The 25425-nt window shown below is 71.1% G+C and carries 21 protein-coding genes; 6 read left to right on the plus strand and 15 right to left on the minus strand.

Annotated features, from left to right (window positions below):
- Positions 1-26: 26 nt before the first annotated feature.
- The 4 genes from ABS52_05055 to ABS52_05070 form a co-directional block, all read right to left on the minus strand.
- Complete coding sequence (locus tag ABS52_05055; GenBank protein ODT04408.1) at positions 27-626, minus strand: hypothetical protein; 600 nt, start codon at positions 624-626, stop codon at positions 27-29.
- A complete protein-coding gene (locus ABS52_05060) occupies positions 623-1066 on the minus strand; it encodes a hypothetical protein (protein ID ODT04453.1) in 444 nt (147 codons plus the stop codon). The genes ABS52_05055 and ABS52_05060 overlap by 4 nt, the downstream gene beginning before the upstream one ends.
- 53 nt (positions 1067-1119) lie before the next feature.
- Complete coding sequence (locus ABS52_05065) at positions 1120-1938, minus strand: hypothetical protein (protein ID ODT04409.1); 819 nt, start codon at positions 1936-1938, stop codon at positions 1120-1122.
- A 327-nt stretch (positions 1939-2265) separates the two neighbouring features.
- Positions 2266-2718: a hypothetical protein gene (locus tag ABS52_05070; protein ID ODT04410.1), complete on the minus strand. Its 453-nt coding sequence runs from the start codon at positions 2716-2718 to the stop codon at positions 2266-2268.
- A 111-nt stretch (positions 2719-2829) separates the two neighbouring features.
- Between ABS52_05070 and ABS52_05075 the strand changes: the two genes are divergently transcribed.
- Entirely contained in the window at positions 2830-3207 is a 378-nt protein-coding gene (locus tag ABS52_05075) for a hypothetical protein (protein ODT04411.1), read from the plus strand.
- A 6-nt stretch (positions 3208-3213) separates the two neighbouring features.
- On the opposite strand, the gene ABS52_05080 is transcribed toward ABS52_05075, so the two are convergent.
- The 4 genes from ABS52_05080 to ABS52_05095 form a co-directional block, all read right to left on the minus strand.
- Entirely contained in the window at positions 3214-3669 is a 456-nt protein-coding gene (locus ABS52_05080) for a hypothetical protein (protein ODT04412.1), read from the minus strand.
- 151 nt (positions 3670-3820) lie between these two features.
- A complete protein-coding gene (locus tag ABS52_05085; GenBank protein ID ODT04413.1) occupies positions 3821-6922 on the minus strand; it encodes a hypothetical protein in 3102 nt (1033 codons plus the stop codon).
- A gap of 77 nt (positions 6923-6999) precedes the next feature.
- On the minus strand, positions 7000-7488 hold the full coding sequence (locus ABS52_05090; GenBank protein ID ODT04414.1) for a hypothetical protein: 489 nt from the start codon (positions 7486-7488) through the stop codon (positions 7000-7002).
- A 240-nt stretch (positions 7489-7728) separates the two neighbouring features.
- Positions 7729-8244: a hypothetical protein gene (locus tag ABS52_05095; GenBank protein ODT04415.1), complete on the minus strand. Its 516-nt coding sequence runs from the start codon at positions 8242-8244 to the stop codon at positions 7729-7731.
- Positions 8245-8494: 250 nt separating this feature from the next.
- Here ABS52_05095 and ABS52_05100 point away from each other — a divergent pair, with 250 nt between their 5' ends.
- Positions 8495-9589 (plus strand): hypothetical protein, encoded by a 1095-nt coding sequence (locus ABS52_05100; GenBank protein ODT04416.1) that lies wholly within the window; start codon positions 8495-8497, stop codon positions 9587-9589.
- 41 nt (positions 9590-9630) lie between these two features.
- Here ABS52_05100 and ABS52_05105 read toward each other — a convergent pair whose 3' ends face one another.
- Positions 9631-10338 (minus strand): hypothetical protein, encoded by a 708-nt coding sequence (locus tag ABS52_05105; GenBank protein ODT04417.1) that lies wholly within the window; start codon positions 10336-10338, stop codon positions 9631-9633.
- 259 nt (positions 10339-10597) lie between these two features.
- Here ABS52_05105 and ABS52_05110 point away from each other — a divergent pair, with 259 nt between their 5' ends.
- Positions 10598-11395, plus strand: a complete 798-nt coding sequence (locus ABS52_05110; GenBank protein ID ODT04418.1) for a hypothetical protein — start codon at positions 10598-10600, stop codon at positions 11393-11395.
- A 105-nt stretch (positions 11396-11500) separates the two neighbouring features.
- Here ABS52_05110 and ABS52_05115 read toward each other — a convergent pair whose 3' ends face one another.
- The 4 genes from ABS52_05115 to ABS52_05130 all read right to left on the minus strand — a co-directional run bounded on the left by ABS52_05115 (position 11501) and on the right by ABS52_05130 (position 18733).
- A complete protein-coding gene (locus tag ABS52_05115) occupies positions 11501-12877 on the minus strand; it encodes a hypothetical protein (GenBank protein ID ODT04419.1) in 1377 nt (458 codons plus the stop codon).
- A gap of 102 nt (positions 12878-12979) precedes the next feature.
- Positions 12980-16360 carry a hypothetical protein gene (locus ABS52_05120; GenBank protein ID ODT04420.1) on the minus strand — a complete coding sequence of 1127 codons (3381 nt, stop codon included), beginning with the start codon at positions 16358-16360 and terminating at the stop codon, positions 12980-12982.
- Positions 16361-16509: 149 nt separating this feature from the next.
- Positions 16510-18141 (minus strand): alpha-D-glucose phosphate-specific phosphoglucomutase, encoded by a 1632-nt coding sequence (locus ABS52_05125; GenBank protein ID ODT04421.1) that lies wholly within the window; start codon positions 18139-18141, stop codon positions 16510-16512.
- 46 nt (positions 18142-18187) lie between these two features.
- A complete protein-coding gene (locus ABS52_05130) occupies positions 18188-18733 on the minus strand; it encodes a hypothetical protein (GenBank protein ID ODT04422.1) in 546 nt (181 codons plus the stop codon).
- A 244-nt stretch (positions 18734-18977) separates the two neighbouring features.
- Here ABS52_05130 and ABS52_05135 point away from each other — a divergent pair, with 244 nt between their 5' ends.
- Complete coding sequence (locus ABS52_05135) at positions 18978-19817, plus strand: hypothetical protein (protein ID ODT04423.1); 840 nt, start codon at positions 18978-18980, stop codon at positions 19815-19817.
- Here ABS52_05135 and ABS52_05140 read toward each other — a convergent pair.
- Together ABS52_05140 and ABS52_05145 are read right to left on the minus strand one after the other, a co-directional pair.
- A complete protein-coding gene (locus tag ABS52_05140; protein ODT04454.1) occupies positions 19800-20600 on the minus strand; it encodes a hypothetical protein in 801 nt (266 codons plus the stop codon). The genes ABS52_05135 and ABS52_05140 overlap by 18 nt on opposite strands.
- A gap of 267 nt (positions 20601-20867) precedes the next feature.
- Positions 20868-23363, minus strand: coding sequence for a hypothetical protein (locus tag ABS52_05145; GenBank protein ODT04424.1), 2496 nt, complete (start codon positions 23361-23363; stop codon positions 20868-20870).
- 186 nt (positions 23364-23549) lie between these two features.
- Here ABS52_05145 and ABS52_05150 point away from each other — a divergent pair, with 186 nt between their 5' ends.
- A complete protein-coding gene (locus tag ABS52_05150; GenBank protein ODT04425.1) occupies positions 23550-23981 on the plus strand; it encodes a hypothetical protein in 432 nt (143 codons plus the stop codon).
- Between the two features lie 312 nt (positions 23982-24293).
- Positions 24294-25307, plus strand: a complete 1014-nt coding sequence (locus ABS52_05155) for a hypothetical protein (protein ID ODT04455.1) — start codon at positions 24294-24296, stop codon at positions 25305-25307.
- Positions 25308-25425: the final 118 nt, after the last annotated feature.

The raw sequence follows: 25425 nt of genomic DNA on the forward strand, positions 1-25425 counted from the left end.
ATGCGTGGCGCCGTGTCCCGGCTCGATCAGGGCGACTCCGCCAGGAGCGTCTCGATTCCCGTTGCCACCTGGTCCACCGTCGCCTCGTACGGAAACTGGATGCGCACGCGCCCCCGCGCATCGAGCGCGTAGAGCGTGGTGGTGTGATTGACCGTGTACTTGATCGCCGACTCGGGCCGGGGAACGAACTCGTACGATGCGCCATAGAGCGCGACGACCCGATCGATCTCCTCGCGCGTCCCGGTGAGGCCGAACGCGTCGAGGTCGAAGCTCTCGAGATCGGCCGCGAGCACCTCTGGGGTGTCACGCTCGGGGTCGACGGTGATGTACAGCGTCGTCACCCGGGCCCTGTCGTCCCCGAGCCGGCGCGTGACCGAGGCGAGCTTGGAGAGGGTCGTGGGGCAGACGTCGGGGCAGTAGGTATAGCCGAAGAAGACCAGGACCACCTTCCCTCGCTGCGACGCGAGGGAGAACGGCGCACCGGTGTGATCGGTCAGGACGAAGTCGCCGCCGATGGACGTCACGGGGGGGTGGTCGCGTGACGTCTTCCAGCGCGCCAGTCCGAGTGCGGCGACGGCGAACGCGAATGCGAGCGCGGCCGCCGTTCGGCGTGCGGTCGGCGTCATCGCATCATCCCTTGCCGCTTGCGCACTTCGGCGGCGATGGGGAGGCGGGTCCCGTCGTCCAGGGTGAGGGTGACGGTGATGGTGTCGCCGGCCACCAGCGGCTGGCGCACGCCGAAGAGCATCAGGTGCAACCCGCCCGGGCGCAGCGCCACGGCGCCGCCGGCGGGGATGTCGATCGAAGGCACGGGCGACATCTGCATCATGCCGCCGCCGCGCTTCATCTCGTGCAGCTCGAGGGTGTCGGCCACCGCCGTGGCTCCGCCCACGACCGCGCGTGGGGCAGGGCCCCGGTTCTCGAGGATCGCGAACACCGCCGTGACCTTGCGCCCGGCGGGAGTCTCGAAGGTGAAGGCGTCGCGCGCGGTCACCGCGGTCACCGCGGTCACGGCGGGGGCCTGCGCGCCGAGCGGCAGCGCGGCGACGGCGAGGAGGAAGGCGATGGCCGCGAGTGGTGAAGCGCCCGCGCGGCGCGCGAGGTAGGTCGGGGGAAGGGTCATGGCAGTGGTGTCGAGTGTGGTGGGGACGCGCGCAGCGAGATGAGAAAGCCGGCCAGCGTGCGGCGCTCGTCGATGGTGAGGTGTGCGTACCGCGGCATCGCGCCGCCCCCGGGGATGCCGGTGGCGAGGGTCTGGGCGATGGCGGCGGTGTCGATTCCGTTGCGGAAGGCGCGCGCGTCGCGGAAGTCCCGCGGGCGCGGATCGAGCGTGGCGGCGATGGGGCCGTCGCCGCGCCCGTCCGTGCCGTGGCAGCTGGCGCACCCGTTGGCGCGGTAGAGTGCGCGGCCGCCCGGCACGGCGGCGGCGTTGCGGCCCCCGGTGGCCGCGAGCGGTGAGGGGGCGCTGTCCAGCGCGGTGAAGGCGACCACGCGTGCGCGTACCGACAGCACGCGCCTATCCGTCAGATGCAACGCCAGGGCCACCGTCTCGCCCAGGACGAGCGGGCGTTGCAGCCGTGCGACGACGCCGTGCACGCCGCCCGGCGAGAAGGCGACGTCGCCCCCGGGCGCAATGGCGACCGAGGAGACGGGCGCCGTCATCGCCATCCAGCGCGATCCGTCTCCGCCCGTGGGGGACCGGTGCTGCCGCTGGGTCACGAGCGAGACCGCGCCCACGCCTGGGGCGGTGATGCCGCGCAGCGTGTCGGGGTAGCGGCCATGGTTGACCAGGGTCAGGTAGACTGCCGCTGGCGCCCCGCCCGTGGGTGGGACCATCACCGCTCCTTCGGCACGCACCTCCGGGGAGGTGAAGCCGCACGCCGCCAGCAGCAACACCAGCAGGAGCAACGCCGGCAACTGCGCCAGCGCCGACGGCAACGGTGCGGGCGGCATGGCGGGCGGCATTGCGGACGGCATTGCGGACGGCATTGCGGACGGCATTGCGGGCAACGCCGCGGGCAGCGCCGCCGGCGCCAACGTGAGCGATGCGACGACAGCGCCGCGCGACTGCGCGACGAGGCGCCTCCCGACTCGGGGCGCCGGCTGGGGCGTGCGAATCATGCGTGGCGATTGGTGTCGGAGCGACGTCCCCCGCGGGATCATCGCATGGAACGATGGACGCCGTGGACCGGCGCCGCCGCAGGAGGTGGCGGCCGGTGGGGGACGCGTGGGAGTGGGATCGCCGGCGCCGGGCGCCGGGGGCCTCTACGCCGCCGGTGGGGCGTTGGCGAAGGGGAGGAGCCGCACGCGCGCCGCCGCGACTCCGATCGTCGAGGCGAAGACGGGCGCGTTGCGCGCCGGAATCGCATGCGGGGCGGCCAGGATCGAGGGGGGCTCGATCGCGGTCGGCGACGTGCCGCAGCAGTCGGTGGCGCAGTCGCAGGGATGCGCGGGAGCGTCCTCGCCGGCGTCCACTTCGTGCGCGGCCGCCGCCATGTGCGTGTCGGCGTCCGCGTCGTGCGCGGCCACCGCCATGTGCGTGCCGGCGTCCGCGCGCTCGTGAGCCCCGGCGTGCGTGCCGCTCCCTGCGACCCCGTTCTGCCGGACGGGGTGGTGCATCGGGCACGGACGCCACGACGCCGGCGCCGCCAGGAAGACGGCGAACCAGATCCACAGCAGGGCGGAGGCGGCGCGGCGCGAGCACGACGGGTGGCGCATCGTGCGTCCAACCTAGCCTGCCACCGCCGTGCAGCAATCGTCTTTTCCCCGATGTCCGGACGTGTGCCGGGGCGGTAGCATCCCGCTCGCCCCCACACCGGACGCCATCCCATGGATACCCTGCAGAAGGCCACCGCCATCGTGGCCATCGCCTTCGGCCTTGCCACCGTTGCTGCCGGCGGACGAGTCCTGGCGGGCGGTGACCCGGGCTATGTCGTCTACCTGCCACTCCTGGTGTTCAACACCGTCATGGGCGTGGCATACATCGGGGCGGGCGTCGCGGCATGGCGCAACGCCCGCCGCGGAAGGAGCGCTGCCGGGGCGATCGCCCTGCTCAACTTCCTCGTCCTGCTTTTCATCGTTTACCAGTACCAACGCGGGAGCGCCGTCGCGGTCGACAGCGTGCGCGCGATGACGTTCAGGACCGCCGTCTGGCTCGTCCTGCTCGCTGCGATGACCCTGGTGCTGCGCCGATCGCGCGCCGCCTGACGGGCGCTAGCGAAGCTCCCGCCCCAGGTGCGGTACGCCGGTGTGCGGCTTGACGCGCTTCCGCAGCGGCAGCGCCTCCTCCGGGGGGAGCTTGGTCGCGATGTCGGCTTCGGCCACGATCCCGATCAGGACCCCGTCGTCGCTCACCACGGGGACCCGTCGCACCGATCCCTCCTCCATCAGGCGCACGATCTCCGATACCTCGGCGTCCGGGTGTACCGTGCTGAGCGGGGCAGGGGTCATCACGTCATGCACCGGACACGGGTGCTGGTGCCGGCGCGCAACGCATCGCGTGGCGATGTCGCGATCCGTGATGAGTCCCACCAGGCGCAGGCGTGTCTCGCTCTCCACCACCGGGACCCCGCCGATGTTCTCGTAGCGCATGATCTCTGCCGCCTTGCAGACGTCATCCGTCGGCGTGACGAAGAACGGCTTCGGCGTCATGATGTCGCGCGCTTTCATCAGGCTCACCCCCTTGGCCAGATCTCGTTCTCCTGAAGCATAAGGCCGAACGACGCGGCAGGCATCCGGCGACCGTTACCGGTCGTGTCCGGCATTCCCGCAGCTGCGGCAGCTGCGGCAGCGCGTCACCGCCGGCCCCGAGCGCGGCGGGCTACCACCCGGGAAGGAGCTGCACCCCCCACACCCATCCCTTGGTCGGTCGCTGGAACGGCTTGGCGTAGAACACCTCCAGCACCATCGCCCCGAACAGGTTGAAGCGAGAGGAGACGCCGGTGGAAACGATCGGGATGCGATCGGGAGACTCGCGCGCGAACACCCACCTGGGCGAACTCTCGCTCGTCCACGCCACGCCGGCATCGACGAACGGGGAGATCTCGACGGGGAGGAAGCGCGTCTCCAGCAGCCCGAGATCCTTCGTGCCGAACAGCGGAATGCGCAGCTCCAGGTTCGCGGCGCCGATGCGGCTCCCGATGAGCCGGTCGTACTCCGGACAGCTGCTCCCACCCTGTACCCCTGCCGAGCACTCCGCGGGATCGAACGAGAACACGGAGTAGCCGCGCACCAGGTAGCTGTCGCCCACATACAGCGGCGAGAGACGAGGTGATTCCGAATCCTTCCCGTAACGCCCCAGCGAGAGGCCGCGGAAGGCGAATGTGAACGGCTTGGCGAAGAGGTAGCGGCGGTAGTCGACCGTGACCAGGTTGTACGTCAGGTCGCCGACGGCGGGGGCGATCTCGAGGCGATACCGCCCGCCGGTGACCGGCGAGGTGAAGCCGAACATCGAGTTGTCGAAGACGAGCGCGGCCGACCCCTGCGCGAAGGAGAGCGACGAAGGAGAGTCGGCGTTGGCCCGCCCCAGGTCATAGGCGGTGCCGCCCAGCACCGCCAGCCGCTGCACCCTGGTGCTGAAGCTCACGCGCGAGAGACCGGCCGACAGCTCCAGTCGCCTGACGGACGAGAACGGGTATGTCACCCCCGCTTGCACCTGGTCGAAGAAGACGCGCTGCAGGTACTGATTGACGATGGTCGCATCGGCGGTGCCACCTCCCGGGACGTTCACGGTTCCCGGCTCGACGGTGGTGTAGAGCGTGAGGTAGGGGACGTGACTGGCCCCGTAGTAGCGTTGCCATCGACGCTTGAGGTCGAGGTAGTACGCCGCGGCACCGATGTCCTGCACCTCGCCCATCGCCTGCACCGCAACCCCGACGTTGCGGTCGCCCAGCTCGTCGCTCCAACTGGCCGATATCCCCCCCGCGAACCCCGTCCCGTACCGGCTCGTCGCGACACCGACGGAGAGTGGTGAGATGGCGTCGAGCTTGAGGGTGGGGGCGTAGGCGCGCTCGCTGAAGGTGCTCGTCCCCACGAGCCCGCTGCTGGCGTCGTGGATGCGACGCTCGACCACGCTCGTCGCGACGGCCTCGGCCGGCGCCAGGAGCCCGGCCGTCGCGTGCGCGACGATGGTATCCGTCACCGGCTCGCCCCGCGCGCTCGCCGCGTCCAGCGCGCGAAGGCGATACCCCGTGCGATCGAAGACGGAGAAGAAGACTCGCCCGGTGCGCGAGGCCACGGAGATCGCCGGCGATAGCGCCGCGATGCCGCTGACGCCGGTGGCCGTGTGCGTCACGCGCGTGCGCGCCCCGGTGGCGAGGTCGACCCGATAGATGTCGGGAAAGCCATCGGGGGTGCTCAGCACGTACAGGCTCTTCGAATCGGGCGTCCACTGGGGGTTGAGCGTGTTGACGCCGGCAAAGAGCGGCACCGGCCGGATGGCCCGTGAGGCGACATCGATGACGGCGATTCCCAGCGGGGCGTAGGTGAGCTGGTCCAGGTTCGTCCCGGGGCCACGGTCGGTGGCGAAGGCGATCGACGCGCCGTCGGGTGACCACGCCGGCTGCACGTCGGCGTACGGGTCGCTCGTCAGGCGCCGTACGCTCCCGGTCGTGAGATCGTAGGTGTAGAGATCGCTCACGCCGCCGGCCTGCCCCGAGAAGGCGATGACCTTGCCGTCGGGGGACCAGGTGGGGCTGGAGATGCCGCTGACGCCCGGAATCGTCACCTGCCGCGTGATGTCGCGCCGTGCCACGTTGGCGATCGCCAGCTCGTTGCGTCCCTCCCGGTACGTGACGAAGGCGAAGTCGCGCCCGTCGGGAGACCACGTCCCGGCGTTGTAGACGAAGCTGAGCGCGTCGAAGTGTGTCGTGCCCGTGGACGACGTGAGGCGCGAGACGATCTCTCCGGTGGCGACGTCGGCGATGAAGATGTCGATGGAAAAGAGCGAGCGGCTGGAATAGAACGCGACGTAGCGTCCGTCGGGGCTCACCACCGGGGCGACGTCGAGTCCCGGCTCGCGCCCGCGCTCGGCGAGCACGGCGACGCCGACCTCGCGCGGATCGCTGCGCCCCGACATGGCCGGCCGGTACAACGCGCGCATCGCCTCGGTCCACTCGGCGACGAGCTGGTCCGCGGTGAGATGCAGCTGGCGCTGGATGGCGTTCTCGAGCGGGTGGCGCAATGCCTCGAGGAAGAGGTCGACGAGCGTGTCGTCGCCCCAACGCCCGCCGATGTAGGCGCACAACGCCTGTCCGTAGCGATACGGGAAGATCCGGGGGTCGGTGAGGTCCTTGTACTTCGGGACCTTGTCGCGCAGCACCGCCGAACGCATCCACATGGCCGTGTTCGGATCGTTGCGCCCGACGGACAGGTACTCCGCCATCCCCTCGACCAGCCAGAGCGGGAGCTGCCCGAGACTCTGGATGCCCCCTCCGCCGCCGCGCTCCGCCGGCGCCTCGGCAGCGGCATACTGGAAGACGTGCACGAGCTCGTGCCCCAGGACGTGATCGTTCTCCGCGTAGACACCGGTGAGCGGCATGGTGACGCGGCTGCGGTACGCCTCGGTGACGCCCCCGGTCCCCTCGCCGATATCGCTGGGAACGACGTTCGTCTGCTGGAAGTCGGCCGGGCTGGCGTAAAGGATCAGCGAGCGCCGGCTGACCGTGTCGCCGAAGAGCGCCAGGTGTCGCGCGTACCAGCGTTCCGCCATGCGCCCGGCGTCACGGGTAGCGGCCGCCTCCTCCGGATAGTAGTGCACGTCGTAGTGCGGCGTGCGGAGGACGCGGAAGTCGAAGCGTCGGTACACGACCTTGTTGCGCCCGAAGTACTGCGCCGGGAGTACCGCCGGAGCGGCGAGGGACAGGGCAAGGAGGGCGGGACGCAGGGCGCGCGCCGCTCGCCGGATGGTCGTGAGGTATCGCATGGTCAATCCTCCCCGCTGGGCGCGCGTGCGCGCTTCGACGCATCGTCCCGCCCGTATGCCCTAACGAGATACAACTATCACATGCACGCGGCCGTGTCCCGCCTCACGACAGCGGTGTCGGAGGTGCCCGACGCCATCGCCGCCCGGCCGTTGGCGGCGGCGACGATGGTGGTATAGAGCGACGTGCGGCCGAGGTCGCCGCCGGGATCGGCGTAGATGTCGAGGCAGGCCGCCTGCGTGGGGTCGACCATGACGGCGGGCGACACCCAATAGCTGTTGCTCCCGATGGCGTGCAGGTAGAGGACCAGCACTCCGCCTGGGCGCAGCGCGATTGCGGGGACACTCAGTTGCTGCGTGGAGTGCCCCGTGACGGTCCCCAGCCGGATGCGCGTGTCGAGCCCCGTGGTGGGGAGCGAGAAGACGTTCACGTCGAGGAAGGCATTGTTGCGCACGAAGAGCGCGACCTCGCCACCCCGAGGGGCCTGGCTCGTACGGTTGCACCCCGCCAGCGTCAGGAGCGCGCCAACCAGGGTGACAGCCGATACGAGACGACGAACGCTGGACATTGCACCTCCCTGCGAGCGACGGCGTGACGATAGCGCTCGCCACGGCCGTGTCTGTCGGGTCATCGGCGCTGGCTCGTCGGGACGTCGCCACGGAACACGGGTGCGCCTGCGGAATCGGGTGCCAGGGCGCGACGCATCGCTCCATGGTGATACGCGGAGGCGCACGGGAGGTTCACTCTTCAACACGTTCTTTGCAGGAAACCCGTGAGCGCGCACGCCGGGTGCGCGGGCGCGTGGACGTTACAGGTATCGCGACACCGCCATGCACAGGACCGAGATGAGCAGGAGGACGGCGGCCCCCTGGATGGCGGCGGTGCCACGCGCACGCAGGTGGCCGGCCCGCGTGATGAGCGCCGCCTTCTCCATCCCGTCGGCCATCGTCGCGGCACGCGTCATCAGGGCCGCCGCCTGCAACGTGTTGGGGCGCCCCACGATGGCACCGATGAGGAGCGCGAGGATCCCGGTCACGGCGCCGATGCTCAGCCCCATCCCCGTCGGGGAGCGGATCCAGTCGGTGCCGTAACGCCCGGATGTGCGCCGATAAAGGTCGAGTCCGCTAAGCACCGTGATCAGGGCAGCGGCAGGGATGACGTCGAGGAAGCGCCGCTTGATCAAGGCTCCCATCACCTGACCGCCTGCCGGTCCCGCATCGGCGACCGCCTTCATGAGGAAGGTCACGACGACGAAGACGGCACCGGCCCAGTACACGCCGGCCAGGATGTGAACAGCGCGCAAGATGACGAGAGGGGTGTCCATGCGAGGCTCCGAAGGAGTGACGGTGCCCGGAGAATCCAGTCATGACGGGTTGGGCTCGCAAGGGGCCCGGGACGCCCTTCACTCACCCTTAGCAGGGTACGAGTGTCATAGCGGCATCACACAGGGAGGATTTCGCCCCTGCAGATCGTCGCTTGTCGAAGCACCGGGTGCCGGCTTACGATCCAGCATGCCTGATGAGTACGAGCTGGCCCCTTCCCGCGCGGCGCGCCGCCTCGCCAGGGGAGTCGCGGTGATCATCGCCCTCATGGGCGCCGTGGCGTTGGCAGGGTGGACCTTCGGCGTTCCCATCCTCGCGACATTGGTGCCGGGTGACGTGTCCATGAAGGCCAACACGGCACTCGCCTTCATCCTGGCCGCCCTTGCGCTCTGGCAGGTGACGCGAGATGCCGAAGCGTCGCGCATGCCCCCTGCGATCGGCCAGGCGGCCGCCATCCTCGTCATCCTCATCGGTGGGGGGGCGCTCGCGGAGCATGTCCTCGGGGTAGACCTCGGCATCGACCACATGCTGGTGCGCTCGGCACGCGTGGACGATTTCGGGCCGGAGCCATCGCCGCGGATGGCCCCAGGTGCGGCGCTGGGCCTCGTGCTGAGCGGGACGGCGCTGTTGGTGCAGTTGCGCCTCCCCGCCTTCGCCACGGCGGTGGTCTACGCACTCATGTCGTCGGTGCTGTTTCTCGCGGCCACGGCCTTCGTCGGCTACTTCTACGGGGTGCGCTCACTGACGACGTTCGGAGCGACCACGGCGATCGCGCTCTCCACCGTGGTGAGCTTCATGCTCCTCTCGGTGGCCACGATGCTCGCCAGGCCGGAGCAGGGATTCATGCCGATCCTCCTCGGTCGGGGTGCCGGTGGCCTGGTGGCGCGGACGCTCCTCCCCGCGATCTTCCCCGTCCTCTTCCTCCTGGGATGGATCCCGGTCATCGGCGAGCGACTGGGGCTGTTCGACGCGCGCTTCGGCCTGGCGGTCATGGTGGTCCTTGGCGTCGTGGTCGCGACGGTCATCCTCGTCAGGCTCGCGATGGCGTTGTGCCGCGTCGACGCCGAGCGCCGGGGCGCGCAGGAGGAGCTCGAGGCGCTGAATGCCGGGTTGGAGCTCAGGATCCGCGAGCGCACGGCATCACTCGAGCGCGCGCTCGCCGAGGTGAAGCAGCTGGGCGGGCTCATCCCCATCTGCGCCTGGTGCAAGCGCATCCGCGACGACCATGACTACTGGCAGGAGGTGGAAGGGTACATCGCCGCGCGCTCCAACGCCGAGTTCACGCACGGCATCTGCCCCACCTGTTCCGAGACGCTGCTGCGGAAGGCGGAGATCGAGGATGGCTGAGCCATGCCGCACGCGGCCGGCGGCCTCCCCCCGCGACCTGGTCACGTATCCGCGCGCCGAGGGGCGACGCGGCGCGCCACCGCCCACGGCAGCCACAGCAGCGTCATGGCGAGAGAGGCCAGCAGGACCATCCAGAGCGCGCGCCACGGCCACGCCCCGAGGACGTCCAGCAGCGAGGGTTGCCCCGGCATGTCGCGCCCGAGATAGCCGTAGTTGAGGCCGAACGCCGCGTCGACGATGAACATCGTCACGGCATAGGCGAGTCCGAGCCCGATCGCCAGGCGCAAATCTGGCCAGGCGGGGCGGAAGCGGCGGACCACGACCGCGTACACCCCCGCCCCGATGACGAAGGTGTGATAGAGCCAGAAAGCCCAGAAGGCGAGCGTGGAGGGTCCCCCCTGCAGGTCCGGCGTGAGGACGGCCTGTGAGGCGAGGGCGAGTCCCCAGAACCACGCGAGCGCGTGGAGGGGGCGCCGCGGCCAGGCAAAGGCGAGGGCCGCGATCACCGCCGAGCAGTCGCACAGCTGCAATGGGAGCGACCAGCGCACGTCGAAGCCGTGGACGATGTGATCGTATCCCTGGTACGCGACCCAGAGCGACGCGACCAGGAGGGCGATGAGGCGCTCGTAGCGGCGCCGAGCGCGCGTCTCGCGCAGGTGCGCGCCGATGGCGCACAGGGCGGCGACGACGCCCGCGAGGGCGACGACCGACGTGAGGTGCAGCGCGCCAAACGGGGTGAAGCGCGTCATCGCGAGACATGGACGGGAGGAGGCACCCAGCGCAGGACGCCCGCCGGCGTGGAGCACCCGTCACCTCGGGAGCCCCCAGGGCGCGGGATCGCCCTCGGGGGCCGCAGGCGGCGCCAGCGGCGATGCGGCCCCGCCCCCGCCCCCCTCCAATCAACTCCTGCGCAGGGGCGGGGGAAGGGGCGCGCGCCGGGACATCCCTCACCGCACGGCTCGGCTTCGCCCGATTGCCTCCGGTACGCACGGGGTGTCTCTTCCGGGCATGACTGCATCCATCCGTTCATTCATCGCCGCCGCCGCCCTCGCCGCCCTGGCCGGCTGCGCATCGTTTGGCTCGGGGAAGTCCCCATCGCCCCAGTCGCCGACGGCGACGCGCATCGTCACGCACGTCGTCACCCATGACGCCAAGCTGATCGGCTCGGCCGTGGGCGGCGTGCGGGTCAGCATCCGCGACGCGGCCACCGGCCGCCTGCTCGCCGAGGGGCGGCACGAGGGGGGAACGGGAGACACGCGACGCATCATGCAGGAGCCGCGCAAGCGCGGCGAGGACGTCTTCACGGCGGGCGATGGCGCCAGGTACGTGGCCACCATCACCCTCACGGAGCCGACGATGGTCGATGTGACGGCCGAGGGGCCGCTCAATTATCCCGACCAGATGGCACGCGCGTCCAAGCGGCTCTGGCTCTTCCCGGGGCGCGACGTCACGGGCGACGGGGTCGTGCTGGAGATGCACGGCTACGTCATCGACCTCCTTGCCCCCGACACGACGGCGGCGCTCCGGGCGTCGTCCCGCGTGCCGGTGCGTGCGCGCGTGCGCATGCTGTGCTCGTGTCCCACGCAGCCGGGCGGCATGTGGGAGGTGGGGGACGTCGTCGCCCGGCTGGTGCGCGACGGGATGGTGGTGCGAGAGGGGAAGCTGGCGTATGCAGGCGAGGGGAGCACCTATGCGGGGGAGATCGAGCTCCCGGCCGAGGGGCGGTACGCCCTCGAGATCCTGGCGGCCAACCCCGGGGCGGCGACGTTCGGGATGGTGCGCCGCTGGGTGAACGTGGCGCGTTAGGGCGATAGGGGAAACGAACGGGCGGCGCGTCGTGCGCCGCCCGTGGCGTCGAGCCCCCTCGGGTCGTGGACCGCGCGTGGGGCGGCCGGTGCCGGACGCCGCTGGCTACGCCTCCACCATGCGGTGCGCGAAGGCGATGACGGCGTCCACGTCGGCGGCGTTCGTCGCCAGGCCGAACGAGACGCGCACCGCCCCCGTCCCCTTGGTCGGGTCGATGCACTGGCGGAAGGGCTCGAAGCCGCCGCCCAGCGCATCGGCGGGGAAGCAGCGCTCGATCTCGCCGCGTGACAGCCGCAACGCGGTCTCGCCGGCGCCCGGGTTGCAGAAGCACCCCGTGCGCAGCGAGATACGCTCGGCGGCGGCGTGTGCCTCCACCTGGCGATGGTCGACGAGCGTGCCGTCGCCCCGGTAGAAGTTGAAGACGATGGTGCCACCGCGGCGATCGGTGGAGCCCGGGCCGAAGATGCGCAGCACCGGGGCGCCGTTCCCGTGCCGAAGCGTCGCGAGTGCGGCCAGGGCACGCTCGGTCAGCGCCGTCACGTGCTCGTGCACGTGCTCGATCCCCACGCGCTCCAGGACGTCGAAGCCGAACAGGATCGCGGGGATGCCGAGATAGTCCACCGTCCCGTCCTCGAACGCCGCAGCCCCTTCGGCGAACAGGAAGCGATCGGCCTGCACCGAGGCGACGGAGATGGTACCTCCGGCGAACCAGGGGCGGTGCAGCTTGGCCAGCGCCCGGCGCCTGGCGATCAGCGCCCCGATCCCGGTGGGGTAGCCGAACATCTTGTAGAACGAGAGCGAGACGAAGTCCGGGTGCCAGCGCGAGAGGTCGAGCCGGTTGGTCGGCGCGAACGCGGCGGCATCGAGAAGGACGTCCCACCCCGCGTCCTGCGCGCGCGCGATGAACTCCAGCGGGTGTTGCACGCCCGAGAAGTTCGACTGCGCCGGATAGGCAAACAGCGAGTTGCTGGCCTCGGGGTGCATCGCCAACTCGCGCTCGAGGGCCTCGTCCTCGATGCGGAGCTCGGGGCCGAGCGGGACGTACGTCGTGGGCGCGCCATGCGTCCGCGCGAACTCGCGGATCCCGTTGACCGAGTTGTGGTTGTCGAAGGTGAGGAGGAAGCGATCCTTGTTGGTGAACGGGTACGACTCGCCGACGAGCTTGAGCGCGTGGCTGGCATTGGCGGTGAAGATCACCACGTACTCGTCCGGATCGGCCCGGAAGTAGCGGAGCACGCGCTCCCGCACCTGCTCCACCAGCTCGCTGGCCCGCAGCGAGGCGGGGCTCAACGAGTGCGGATTGCCGTAGATGCCGGTGCGCAGGAGCTCGGCGTGGCGGTCGACCTGCGACTGCGCATAGAGCCCGCCCCCGGTGAAGTCGACGTAGACGTGACGGTCGGCGTCGAGCCTCGCGTATTCGGTCCCGCGCAGTCGGGCGATCCGATCGGCGGCCGCCTCGTCCAAGGCGTGTCGAGGCTCCATCGACGTGCTCACGAGCGATCTCCTTGCTCTCAGGGGAAGGTGGGGGGCGCGGCGCGGGACCGGCGTGCAATCTACCGACAGCCGGACGAAATGGCGCGGGCGCTAGGCCGTCCCGAGCGCCAGCCCCACGAGATCGAGGATCTGGCGCGGGGTCGCCGGCTTCTGCAGGAAGTTGACCCCGGGCTCCAGTCGCACCGGGTGGGTCCCGTGGTCGGGGTCGTAGCCGCTGGTGAAGATCACGTGCAGGGCGGGACTTCGGGCCTGGAGGTGGGCGGCCAGCTCCACCCCTCCCACCCCCTCCGGCATCACGAGGTCCGTCAGGAGCAAGTCGGGCGGGGGGGTGTAGCCCTGCCACCGGTCCAGCGCCTCGCGACCGCTGTGCGCCACGTGCACGCGGTATCCCCCGCGCTCGAGGACGCGCCGCGTCATCTCGCGCACGGAGGCGTCATCCTCCACCACGAGGATGGTCCGCATGACGGGCGGGAGGGGGAGCGGTTCGGCGGTCGGCGCCGCGATGCGCACCTCCCCGGGGACGAGGGCGGGCAGGAGCACCTCGAACGAGGTGCCGTGGCCGACCTCGCTCTCCATCAGGATCACGCCGTGGTGCTGCTGCACGATGCCGAAGACGGTCGGGAGGCCGAGCCCGGTCCCCTTCCCGGGTTCCTTGGTGGTGAAGAACGGCTCGAAGATGTGGGTCCGGTGCTCGGGGAGGATCCCCGACCCCGTGTCGCGCACGCGAACGCCGTTGAACGTGCCGGGCTCCACGCCGGGGAAGGGGCGCACGTCGTCGGCGGAGAGCGCGCGGGTGAAGGTCTCGATCGTCAGCACGCCGCCGCCGGGCATGGCATCGCGCGCGTTGACGGTGAGGTTCATGATGACCTGCTCGAGCATCCCGGGGTCCGCCTTGACGGTCAGGGCCCGCGGGTGCATCGCGAGCTGCAGCTGCAAATCCTCCGGGACCACCCGGCGGAGCATGCGCGCCAGGTCGGCGACCAGGTCGTTGAGCTCGACCGGGCGCTCCTGCATCACCTGCTTGCGGCCGAACACGAGGAGCTGCCGCGTCAGGTTGGCCGCCCGCTGCGCCGACGCCTGGATGTCCTGCAGCAGCTCGGCGGCGTCGCCAGGCAGGCCGGGGAGGGCGCGGGCCATCCCCACCTGCATCATGATGGCGGCCAGGATGTTGTTGAAGTCGTGCGCGACCCCGCCCGCCAGCTGCCCGATGGCCTCCAGTTTTTGCACCTGGCGGAGCTGGTCCTCGACCCGCTTGCGGGCGGTGATGTCGTCGGTGACGCCCACCACCCGATAGATCCCTCCGTCCGCGTCGCGCACCGGAAAGGCCCGCGCGTGCACCCAGTGGATCGTCCCGTCGGGACGCTGCAGGCGATACTCGTGGTCGTACTCGCCGCCGGCCACCACCGTGTCCCAGGCGCGAACGATGCGGTCGCGATCCTCCGGATGGATGAGCGACAGCCCCACCTCGGGCGAACGCACCAGCGTCTCGGCCGATACGCCGTACATCCGCTCCACCCCGGGGCTCATGTACAGCGTGTGGCCGGTGCGGGCATCGATCATCCAGAACACCTCGCGGATGTTCTCCGCCAGCTGCCGAAACCGCTCCTCACTGGCGGCCAGCGCCGTCTCGGCACGGGCATGCTCGCTGCGCGAGCGCAACGCCATGATGCCATAGGCGAGGTCGTCGGCCAGCTCGGCGAGGAGCGCGATCTCCTCCTCGTCGAACGCGCCAGCCTCGGGCGCGTACACCGTCAGCGCGCCGAAGACGTGTCCCCCGTCGCGCAGCGGGACGACGAGCGACGCGCGATACCCGCGCGCGATCGCGTCGGCGCGCCACGGCTCCATCGTCGGGTCGGAGAAGAAGTCCTGGCACACGACGGGCTGCCCGGTGCGGATGGACGTCCCGGTGGGGCCCCGCCCGCGCGGCGTGTCGCTCCAGACGATCTCGAGCCCCTCGAGGTAGCCCGCCTCGTACCCCCAGTGCCCCACCGGCTCGACGTGCTGCTCGTCGTCGTCGCCGGCGTACCCCACCCACGCGAGTCGGTAGCCGCCGTCCTCGACGATGACGCGGCAGATGTCGCGCAACAGCTCGGTCTCCGTCTGGGCGCGCACCAGCACCTGGTTGCAGTGGCTGACGGTCAGCAGGGCCCGGTTGGCACGCCGCAAGCGATCCTCGCTCTCGCGGCGCTCGGTGGTGTCCGACTGGATGCCGTCCCAGACGACGCGCCCGTCCTCGAGGCGCCGCGGCGTCGAGGAGACCTGGATCCAGCGCGTGGCGCCATCCGGACGGGTGATCGGCGCCTCGACACTGAACACGGAGAGGTCGCGCGCCGAGGCCTCGGCGGCCGCGTCGATGCGCGCGCGATCGTCGGCGGAGTAGAGTCCGAGCATCGCCGAGATGTCACGCTGGACCTCCTCCGCCCTCACCCCCATGACGCGCTCCACGTTGGCGCTGACGTGCAGGTAGCGGCGCGTCCCATCCAGCTCCCGCACCACCTGGTACAGCACGCCGTTCGGGATGTTGTCGCCGATGGCCTTGAGGCGCTCGGCGTACTCGCGGGCCTCGACGGTCGCGGTGCGCGCCTCGGCCAGCGCCGAGGCGAGGAAGAGTCCGGTCACCGTGATCGCGGCCAGGAAGACCTGGACGAGGAAGAGCCGCTGCGCCAGCGTCTCGCCGCCTAACGGGAACGACGCGGGGGCGCGCAGGACGACCGCGACCGCCACCAGGGCCAAGCTGGTCATGGCCGCGGTGACGCCCCGGATCCCCAGGCGGAAGGCTGCCCAGACGACGATGGGCGCGAGCATGTAGGGGTGCGGCGCCAGCCATCCGATGACGACATCGCCGCGGAAGATCCGGTAGGCGGCCGCGATCCAGATCGCGAGGACGACGACTCCCTCGAGGGCACGCACCGGCCGCCGCGGCGTCGTGACGCGGTCCGGGGTGCGCGCCCACGAGACGATCAACGGGGTGAGGAGGAGCATCCCGAGGACGTCGGCGGTCCACCAAGTGCCGACGCTCGCCAGGAAGCGCGCCTGGCTGGTCAGACTCGTCAGCCACGCCGCGACCACGGCGCTCGCCGCCGCCCCGAGCGTTGCCCCGGCCAGGAGGGCGAATGTGTCGCGAACGCGCCGGAAGGTGACCGACAGTCCCGCCACCCGGTCGATGATCCACAGCGCCACGCCGAGCTCGATCAGCGATGCGCTGAAGTAGCCCAGCCCCAGCCACAGTCGCACGCCGGCCAGCGTGCTCGAGATGCTGGCGGCGAGGATGACGGTAGCGGTGGCCGCTCGCCACGTGCGGCGCGGGAGGAGGATGAACCCGCCGAGGAGGACCCCCGAGGGAGGCCAGAGCGGGGCGAGCGGGTTGGGGAGGGTGATGCTGTGCAGCCCCACCTGATGGGCGACGAGGAAGGCCACGCCAAGGAGGGCGAGGGCGAGGGCGTCGCGCAGGCGCGAGGACGGGGGGAGCACGCGGGAAAGGTATCGCGCCCTTCACGAGTCGGTGAGGGCGTGGCGTTGGGGGGGGCGCCGTGCGGTCACCCGGGCGCGGGCCGACGGGGGATGGCGGGGAGGGGCGGATGCGCGTGCCGCTCCGCGACACCGCGCTCCCGCCCCCTGCCTCATGTCACGACAGTCGGCCCCTCCCGTCCCGTCAGCTCCCGGAGCCGGGCGACCGACCGCGCGGCGTCGATGTACGGGGCCAGGGCCTCCTGCGCGTCGCGGTCGTGCCGAGCGGGATCGGGTTCGAACGCTTCCGCGTAGAGTCGCAGCGTGGCCCCCGCGGTCCCCGTCCCCGAGAGGCGGAAGACGATGCGCGCCCCGCTGGCGAAGAGGATGCGCAACCCCTGGTTGGCGCTGGTGCTCCCGTCCACGGGGTCGTGATAGGAGAAGTCGTCGACGCTCCGCACGACGTCGCCGGCGAGGGGCGTCCCCGCGAGGGCATCGCCCTGCCGGCGCACGCCGTCGATGGCCGCGCGTGCCGCGGCGGCGTCGAGGTCCTCGTAGTCGTGCCGCGTGTAGAAGTTGCGCCCGTAGCGGCGCCAGTGGTCGCGGACGATCGCCTCCACCCCCTCCTTGCGGCTGGCGATGATGTCCAGCCAGAAGAGGACCGCCCACAGGCCGTCCTTCTCGCGCACGTGGTTCGACCCCGTCCCGAACGACTCCTCGCCGCACAGGGTGATGCGTCCGGCGTCGAGCAGGTTGCCGAAGAACTTCCACCCGGTGGGGGTCTCGTAGCACGGGATGCCTAACGACTCGGCGACCCGGTCGGCGGCGCTGCTGGTCGGCATCGAGCGGGCCACGCCGGCGATCCCCGACGCGTACCCGCGTGCGCGGGTGGCGTTGGCCGCGAGGACGGCCAGGGAATCCGACGGCGTCACGAAGAACCGGCGTCCGAGGATCATGTTGCGGTCACCGTCGCCATCGGAGGCGGCGCCGAAGTCCGGGGCGTCGGCGCCGAACAACTCCTCGACCAGGTCGTGCGCGTAGGTGAGGTTGGGGTCCGGATGCCCGCCGCCGAAGTCGGGGAGGGGGGTGCCGTTGATCACCGTCCCCGGCGGGGCCCCGAGCCGGCGCTCGAGGATCTCGTGGGCATAGGGGCCGGTCACGGCGTGCATGGCGTCGAAGCGCATCCGGAAGCGCCCGCCGGAGAGGAGGGCGCGGATGGCGCGGAAGTCGAACAGCGACTCCATCAGCGCGGCGTAGTCGGCGACGGGGTCGACCACCTCGACCACCAGCGCCCCGAGTGCGTGCTCCCCCAGGGTGCCTAACGGGATGCCGCCTCCCTCGGCGATGCGGTATTCCCGCAAGCGGCGGCTGCGATCGGCGATCGCGGCCGTGATCCGTTCGGGGGCCGGCCCGCCGTTGGCCATGTTGAACTTGATGCCGAAGTCGCCATCGGGGCCGCCGGGATTGTGGCTGGCGGAGAGGATGATCGCGCCGTCGGCGGCGCGTAGGCGGATCAGGTGCGAGGCGGCCGGGGTGGACAGGAGCCCGTCACGCCCGACGATGACCCGGGCGACGCCGTTGGCGGACGCCATCCGCAGCACCACCTGGATCGCCTCGTCGTTGAAGTGGCGCCCGTCTCCGCCGACCACCAGCGTGGCCGCGGGTGGCAGCTGCACGGCGTCGAACGTCGACTGGACGAAGTGCGCCAGGTAGTGCGGTTGCCGGAACACCGCGACCTTCTTGCGCAACCCGGACGTACCGGGCACCTGGTCGGCGAATGGGGTGGTGGCGACGGTGCGGATCATCGATCGGGACGGGGCGGGGGCGCCAGCGGCGCGGCGTGCGACCGCGCTACCTGGGAAACACGGTACGCCGGCCGTGCGCGATCGGGACGGAGCGACGCATCGTGAGGCGCCGCCCCTCGCTGGGGGGGGCGCCGAAGGTGTGCGTGGCCTCGGCCCTGGGCGGGAGCATGAGCTTCGCCCGGCTCATCGAGGCCGAGTCGCTCACCAACTGCGCCGGCCCGGCCGGGATCCCGTTGAGCTTGAGGATGTACGCCACGACGTCCTCGTACTCCGCCCGCGGGAGCGAGCCGGGATCGCTGTCGGGCATCGTCGTGGCGATGCTCTTGAAGAGGTCGTACGTCGACTGCCCTCCCCACTTGAGGCGGAAGTCGGCGCTGGCCATCTCGGAGCGGGCGTGGCACTCGAGGCACGTGCGCGTGAACACTTGCTCGCCGCGCCCGGCCTGCTCCTCGGAATACGTGCTGTCGGCGGTGCTGCGCCCGGTGTCGGCGGCCGCGCGCCGGCTGGTGTCGGCAACCTGCCCCTGGGCAGGGAGCGTGACGAAAAGCGCGCCGCCCAGGGCGGCGCCCATCAGGGCTTTCGTGAGGCGCATGTGGCTGGGCTGGAAGGGAAGGTCCGATGAAAGCTCGCCCTCGGTTCCGCCGTGGGCAACGGGGGAGAGCCGCACGCGCCGCGACGCGAAATGTGACAACCCGCCTGCCGGGGGACGGGGGGCTACTCAGCGCGGCCGCGCGCCGCGCACATTGGTGCGCGCCGCCGCGGCGTCGGGCGCCGTTGCGTCGGCCGTCGCCGCGCCATGCGATCCGCACTCCGACCACAGCATTCCGACTCACGAGATGTCTCGATACCCCCTGACCGACCTCGCGCTCTCCCGACGCCTCGAGCGCGCCGAGGCGTGCGCCAATGCCGCCTTCGTCGAGGCGCGGGCTGCCCTGTCGCCCGCCGTCGGGGCCGGGTGGCGTGACGTGGGTGGGGCGTACGTCATGTTCGACGGCATCGGCTCCCCCCTCACGCAGAGCTTCGGGGTGGCGCTCTTCGCACCCGCCTCGCCCGATCAGCTGCAAGGCATCGAGGAGTACCTCGGCGCGCGGGGCGCCGAGGTCGTCCACGAGGTGAGCCCGATCGCCGATCCCGCGATCCTCCCGATCCTGGCCGCGCGCGGATACCGTCCGGTCGAGCTGACATCGGTGCTCTGCCGCGTGTTGGACCCCGCGCAGCCGTCGCCCGACTCCGGTACGCCGGGACTCGTGGCGCGCCGTATTGCTCCTGACGAGACTGCCACCTGGGTCGAGACGGCGGCGGCCGGATGGGGCGAGACGCCCGAGCTGGCCGAATTCATGCGTGACTTCGGTGGCGTGACCGTGCGGGCCAGCCGGACCCACGCCTTCATCGCCGAGCGGGACGGGGTGCCCATCGCCGCCGGCGCGATGCATATCAACGAAGGCGTCGCCCTCCTGGCGGGGGCGAGCACCGTTCCGGCCGGGCGGCGCCAGGGGGCCCAGGCCGCGTTGCTCGCGGCCCGGCTCCGGTACGCCGCCGACTGCGGCTGCGACCTGGCGATGATGTGTGCGGCACCGGGCAGTGGATCGCAGCGCAACGCCGAGCGGCGCGGCTTCCGGATGGCGTACACGCGCATCAAGTGGGGGCGCGGCGACGCCCTAACGCGGGAGGCCTGAGGCGACGACCCGCCCCAGCCAGGTCGGCAGGGCGTGCAGGTGGTCGATGTGGTCGGGCGCGCTGTTGCCGGCGAAGCCAAGGAGGGTGAAGCCCCCGGCGCGCGCCTCCGATGTCTGCTGCATACCGTTAGGTCCCCACGCCAGCGCGGTTGCGCGCGGCACCCCCAGCTCCGCCAGCAGCCAGCTGGCGGTCTCGGTGGTGCTGGCAAAGGTCCCCGGAAAGATCTCGGAGTGCGACACGAGCATGCGCACCTCGCCGCGCACGGCCCGTCGCGCGAAGCGCAGGAGCGACTGGAGGTTGGCGGGGTCGAGGCGCCCCCCCTCGGCGACGACGCGCCGGTCGGGGATGTACCCCGTGTGGATTCCGTCGAGGATGACGATGCCGCGCACGCGTGCGGCGCCGGCGCTGTCGCCGACGATCGCGCGCACCGCGCCGTTGCCGGCGCTGAAGGCGCTGAGGTAGACATCGCCCGACGCCACGCGCCGCGCCCCCCCATCGCGCAGCACCGAGTCGATCGCGGCCAGGAGGCGAGGCCACGCGCTGCCGTCCCGGAAGGGGCGCTCGTAGGCTGACGACCCCGCGGCGAGATTCACGACCGCGACCGCCATCCCTGAGTCGATCGCCTGCGCGGCATCGACCGCCAGGTACGCGGGGCCGAGGAAGTGGATCAGGAGCGGAACGGACATCCCGCTCGGTGCGCGGGACGGAAGGTGGAGTTCGACCGGACGGGGCAGGATCCCCTCGAGGAGGACGCGCCGCGTGCCGAGTTCGTGGGGCGCGATGCGCCGATGGGCGCGAGAGCTCTCCACCATCGGCGACGGGTACTGCGCCGCCGGTGGTGGGGCGGGCGCGGCGGCGATCGGTGCAAGAGGCGGAGGAGCGGGCGTTGCCGCTGGCGGCAGTCGCCCGCACGCCGCCGCCCCCCACGAGCATGCGACGACGAGCGCGACGAAGTCACGGGGGGAGCGCCGGGAGGAGGTCATCCCCACCAAGCTGGCGCCGGTGCGATGGGCCGGCCAGTGGCGGCCCATCTCTCCGACGACCGCGCCTCACTCGTACCGCAGGGCCCGCATCGGGTCGACCTTCGACGCGCGGAGTGCCGGGAGATAGCCGGCCCCGAGCGCGACGACGGCCAGCAGGAGCGCGCCGCCCACGACCGCGAAGGGGTCGAAGCCCTGCACGCCATACAGGAGCGACTGCGCCCCGCGCCCGACCGCGACGGCCCCGGCGATGCCGATCACGCCGCCAATGGCCAGCATGACCGCGACCTGCCGCAGGACCATCCCACGCACCATCCCGGCGTCGGCCCCTAGCGCCATGCGCACCCCGATCTCACGCGTGCGCTGGGCCACGGTGTAGGCCAGCACGCCGTACAGCCCCACCGCCGCCAGCAGCGTGGCGAGGGCGGCAAAGGCGGCCGAGAGCGTCCCGAGCATGCGATCCAGGAAGACGTTCTCCTTCACCTGCTGCGGGAGCGTCTTGAGCTCCTCGACCGGGAGGTTGGGGTCGAGGCGGGCCAGGAGCGGCGGGATGCTGCGCAGGAGCTGCTCCGGCGCCATTGCCGTCCTGACGTAGAAGTACATGTTCCCCACCGTCGAGTCCTGGCGCCAGGGGATGAAGAACTGCGGGGGAACGGCCCGCTTCACGTCGCTGTACTTGGCGTCCTTGATGAGTCCCACGATCTCGATCTCGAGCGGCCCTTCGCCCTCGGTCGAGATGTGCTTCCCCACCACGTCGCGCCCCATGTTGAACTTGCGCGCGAACGCCTCGTTGACGACCGCGACCTGCGGCGCCCCCCTGCCGTCGGCCACGGTGAACTCGCGCCCGGCCAGGAGCGGGATGCCTAACGCCGAGAGGTAGCCGGCGCCGACTTCGTTGAAGCGGGCATTGGTGTCGGTGTCGGGATCGGCCTGGAAGCCCTCGACGCGCATGTCGGTCCCCCAGTTGTCGCCCGAGAGGATCGGGACGCGGGCCGACGACACCGCGGTGACCCCCGGCAGCCCCGAGAGCTCCTCCTCGACCCGGTTGAAGAGCGTGGCCGAGCGGGCGGGCGCGTAGCCGTTGAGCCGCGGCGAAATGGCGAAGGTGACGACGTTGTCCGCCTTCACGCCCAGCTCGACCCGCGCGATGTTGGCCAGCGACCGGATGAACAGCCCCGCGGCCACCAGGAGCGCCATCGAGAGGGCGATCTGCGCCGTGACCAGCGATGACCGGAAGCGCGCGGCCGACTTGTGCGAGGAGAGGTTGCCGGCGTTCGAGCGGATGGTCGTGACCAGGTCGGAGCGCGTGGAGTGGAGGGCCGGAAAGAGCCCGAACAGCACGCCGGTCGCCAGCGACGTCGCGGCGGCGAAGACGACGACGCCGGTATCCAGGGAGAGGACGAGCGTTCGTGTCGCCGCGGGCGGGAGCATCGACGCGATCGCGGTCAGCGTCCACTGGGCGACGATGACGGAGACGACGCCCCCCATCACCGCCAGCAGCACCGACTCCGTCAGCAGCTGACGGAGCAGCTGCCAGCGTGCCGCGCCGATGGACAGCCGCACCGCCATCTCCATGGAACGGTTGGCGGCCCGTGCCAGGAGGAGGTTGGCGATGTTCGCGCACGCGATCAGGAGGACGATCGCCGTGATCCCCATGAGCATGAAGAGCGGCGTGCGCGATTCCGTGTGGATGGTGCTCTGGCCGCGCGCCCCGGGGGCCAGCACGAGCTCACGCGCCTTGAAGCGCGCCATGGTCGCGTCGCTCATCCCCTGCTGCTGCGGCGCCTCGACGTCGGTGATGATGGGCTTGTAGATGCTGTTGAGTCCCTGGGCGGCCTGCGCGAGGTCGACGCCGGGCTTGAGTCGCCCGAAGGCGTACACCCAGTAGGAACTCCGGCGCTCGTAGTCGTCGCGCGGCCCGGAGAGCAGCCCCCGCATGGTGATGGGGACGAAGACGTGGGGCTCGATACCGAGCGTGGTCCCCGTGAACCCCTCGGGGGCGATGCCGATGATGGTGAGGGCCTGCCCGTTGACGGTGATGACCTCGTTGAGGACCGACGGGTCGCTCCCCAGCTGTGTCTCCCAGTACTGGTGGCTGAGGACGGCGAGCGGGTGCGCGCCGATGATCTCGTCGTCATTGGGGCCGATGAGTCGCCCGCGCGCGGCCGAGATCCCCAGCGTCGAGAAGTACGATCCGGAGACGAACATCCCGTTGCCGTTCAGCGTCTGGTTCCGGAAGGCGACATTGGCGGTGAAGCCCCGGTGGGCGGCCAACCCGGCAAGGACCGTCTGTCGCTGCTCCAGGTCGCGGAACATGGGATACGACAGGACCTGCTCGCAGTCGCCGGCCTGGCTGCAACTCGTGCGTCCCGGCTTGGGTCCCGGCGCCGAGAGGTTCACCAGCCGGCTCGCCTCGCGCACCGGGAGATTGCGCAGGAGCATCTGGTTGAACAGGGAGAAGATCGCGGCGTTGGCGCCGATCCCGAGCGCCAGCGAGATGACGGCGACGGCGGTGACGAACGGCGACTTGGCGAGCGTGCGGAAGGCGTACCGTATCGTGTGCATGTCGCACTCTGCTGGGGATGGCCGGAGGGACGACGTCCAGCGCCTTGGACAGCGTACGAACGCCAAGGGGTTTCGTTTCAGGGTGCGCCTCGCCAAGCGCCCGGGGGCCCGACACTATAGGAGTGGCGCAGGCCGGCGCCTGTGTGCGCCTCCACTCCCGTCCTCCGTCCCCAGGTCATTCGACCCATGCCCGACATCGTCCACGACTTCCCGGTTGGCGCGCCAGCCGCCCGCGTCTTCGACATGTTCACGACCTCGGCCGGCCTCGACACCTGGTGGACCGCCCGCTCGAGCGGGACGCCGTCGTTAGGCGCGGAGTATCACCTCTGGTTCGCCCCCGAGCACGACTGGCGCGCCCGCGTCACGGCCTGCGATCCCGGGCGCCGCTTCGAGCTCGAGGTGACGCGCGCCATGGATGACTGGTTGGGGACGCGCGTGCGCGCAGAGCTCGAGGAGCACTCCGGTATCACCACGGTCCGCTTCGCCCATCTCGGCTGGCGCGAAGCCAGCGAGCACTTCAGGATTTCGTCGTTCTGCTGGGCCATGTACCTCCGGTTGCTGCGGCTGTATCTCGAGGAGGGGGTGGTGGTGGAGTATGCGCGGCGGCTGACGGTGTAGGGCGGGATACGCAGGGCGGGAGGCGCCGGGCGGGAGACGCCGGGCGGGAGGCGCGAGTCGGGAGACAGGACCGGTGGCGCGTGGTGCGCCGCCAGCGGCGGGTGGATAGCGTTGCCGGAAGGGTGAGCGTATGCTATCGGCGGCGGACACCCGGTGTTCCGCCGAACGCACACGTATCCAACGGGCGCCAGCGCGCCGGAACACCAGGAGGGGAGCTTGGCTCGTCGTCAGGATCGCGTGCGCCGCGCGGCGCGCGCTGGAGGGCGCGTCGCCACTTTGCTGCTGGCGGTGCCGTTGGCGGTGCCGTTGGCGGTGGCCGGGGCGCAGCAGGGTGCGGCGCCGGTGAACGATCGCCCCAACCCGTACAAGACCGAGGTGGGATGGGCTCGCATGCCCGAGGGGCGCACATGGGGGTCGACCAGCGCGGTCGACATCGATCCCGACGGCGTGAGCGTCTGGGTGGGCGAGCGTTGCGGCGCCAATACGTGCGTCGGGTCGAATCTCGACCCGATCCTCAAGTTCGACGCGACCGGATCGCTGGTCAAAAGCTTCGGTGCGGGCCTGGTCATGTGGCCGCACGGGATCCATGTCGACCGCCAGGGGAACGTCTGGGTGACCGACGGGCTGGACAACCGCCCACGCCGCCCGCGCGGCGCCCCGCCCGACGCCCCCCTCCCCCCTGCGCCTGCGATGGTCGCGGGGCACCAGGTCCACAAGTTCTCGCCCGAGGGCAAGCTCCTCATGTCGCTCGGCGATCCGGGGGGCGGGCATGACGCCCGGTACTTCTGGCAACCCAACGACGTCCTGGTGGCGCCCGACGGGAGCATCTTCGTGGCCGAGGGGCACGGCGGCGACAATGCGCGCATCCTCAAGTTTGCGCCTGACGGTAAGTTCCTGAGGGCGTGGGGGAAGAAGGGGACCGGCAGGGGAGAGTTCGACCAGCCGCATGCGCTGGCCATGGATTCGCGGGGGCGTCTCTTCGTCGCCGATCGCTCGAACAACCGCATCCAGATCTTCGACCAGGAGGGGACCTTCCTGGACGCGTGGTACCAGTTCTCGCGCGTCAGCGGGCTCTGGATCGACGCCGACGACACGCTCTACGCCGCCGACTCCGAGTCCGGGTCGATCGATCCCTCGCGCAAGGCGTGGCTGCGCGGCATCCGCATCGGGAGCGCGAAGGACGGGAGCGTGCGGTACTTCATCCCGGATCCGGATGTGGACTCACGGAACACGAGCGCCGCCGAGGGCGTGGCCGTGGACCGGAACGGCGTGATCTACGGGGCGGAGGTGGGGCCGCGGGCGCTGAAGCGGTATGTGAGGAAGTAGGTGGGAGTCGGGAGACGGGGGACGGGGGACGGGGGACGGGAGTGCGCGCGTGTGGCCGCGCGCTGACCGGCGCGCAGGCACCGAGACACGCAAACGGCGCCCAGAGGCGCCGTTTGCA

Source organism: Gemmatimonadetes bacterium SCN 70-22 (genome assembly GCA_001724275.1).
In the GTDB taxonomy this organism is placed as follows: domain Bacteria; phylum Gemmatimonadota; class Gemmatimonadetes; order Gemmatimonadales; family Gemmatimonadaceae; genus SCN-70-22.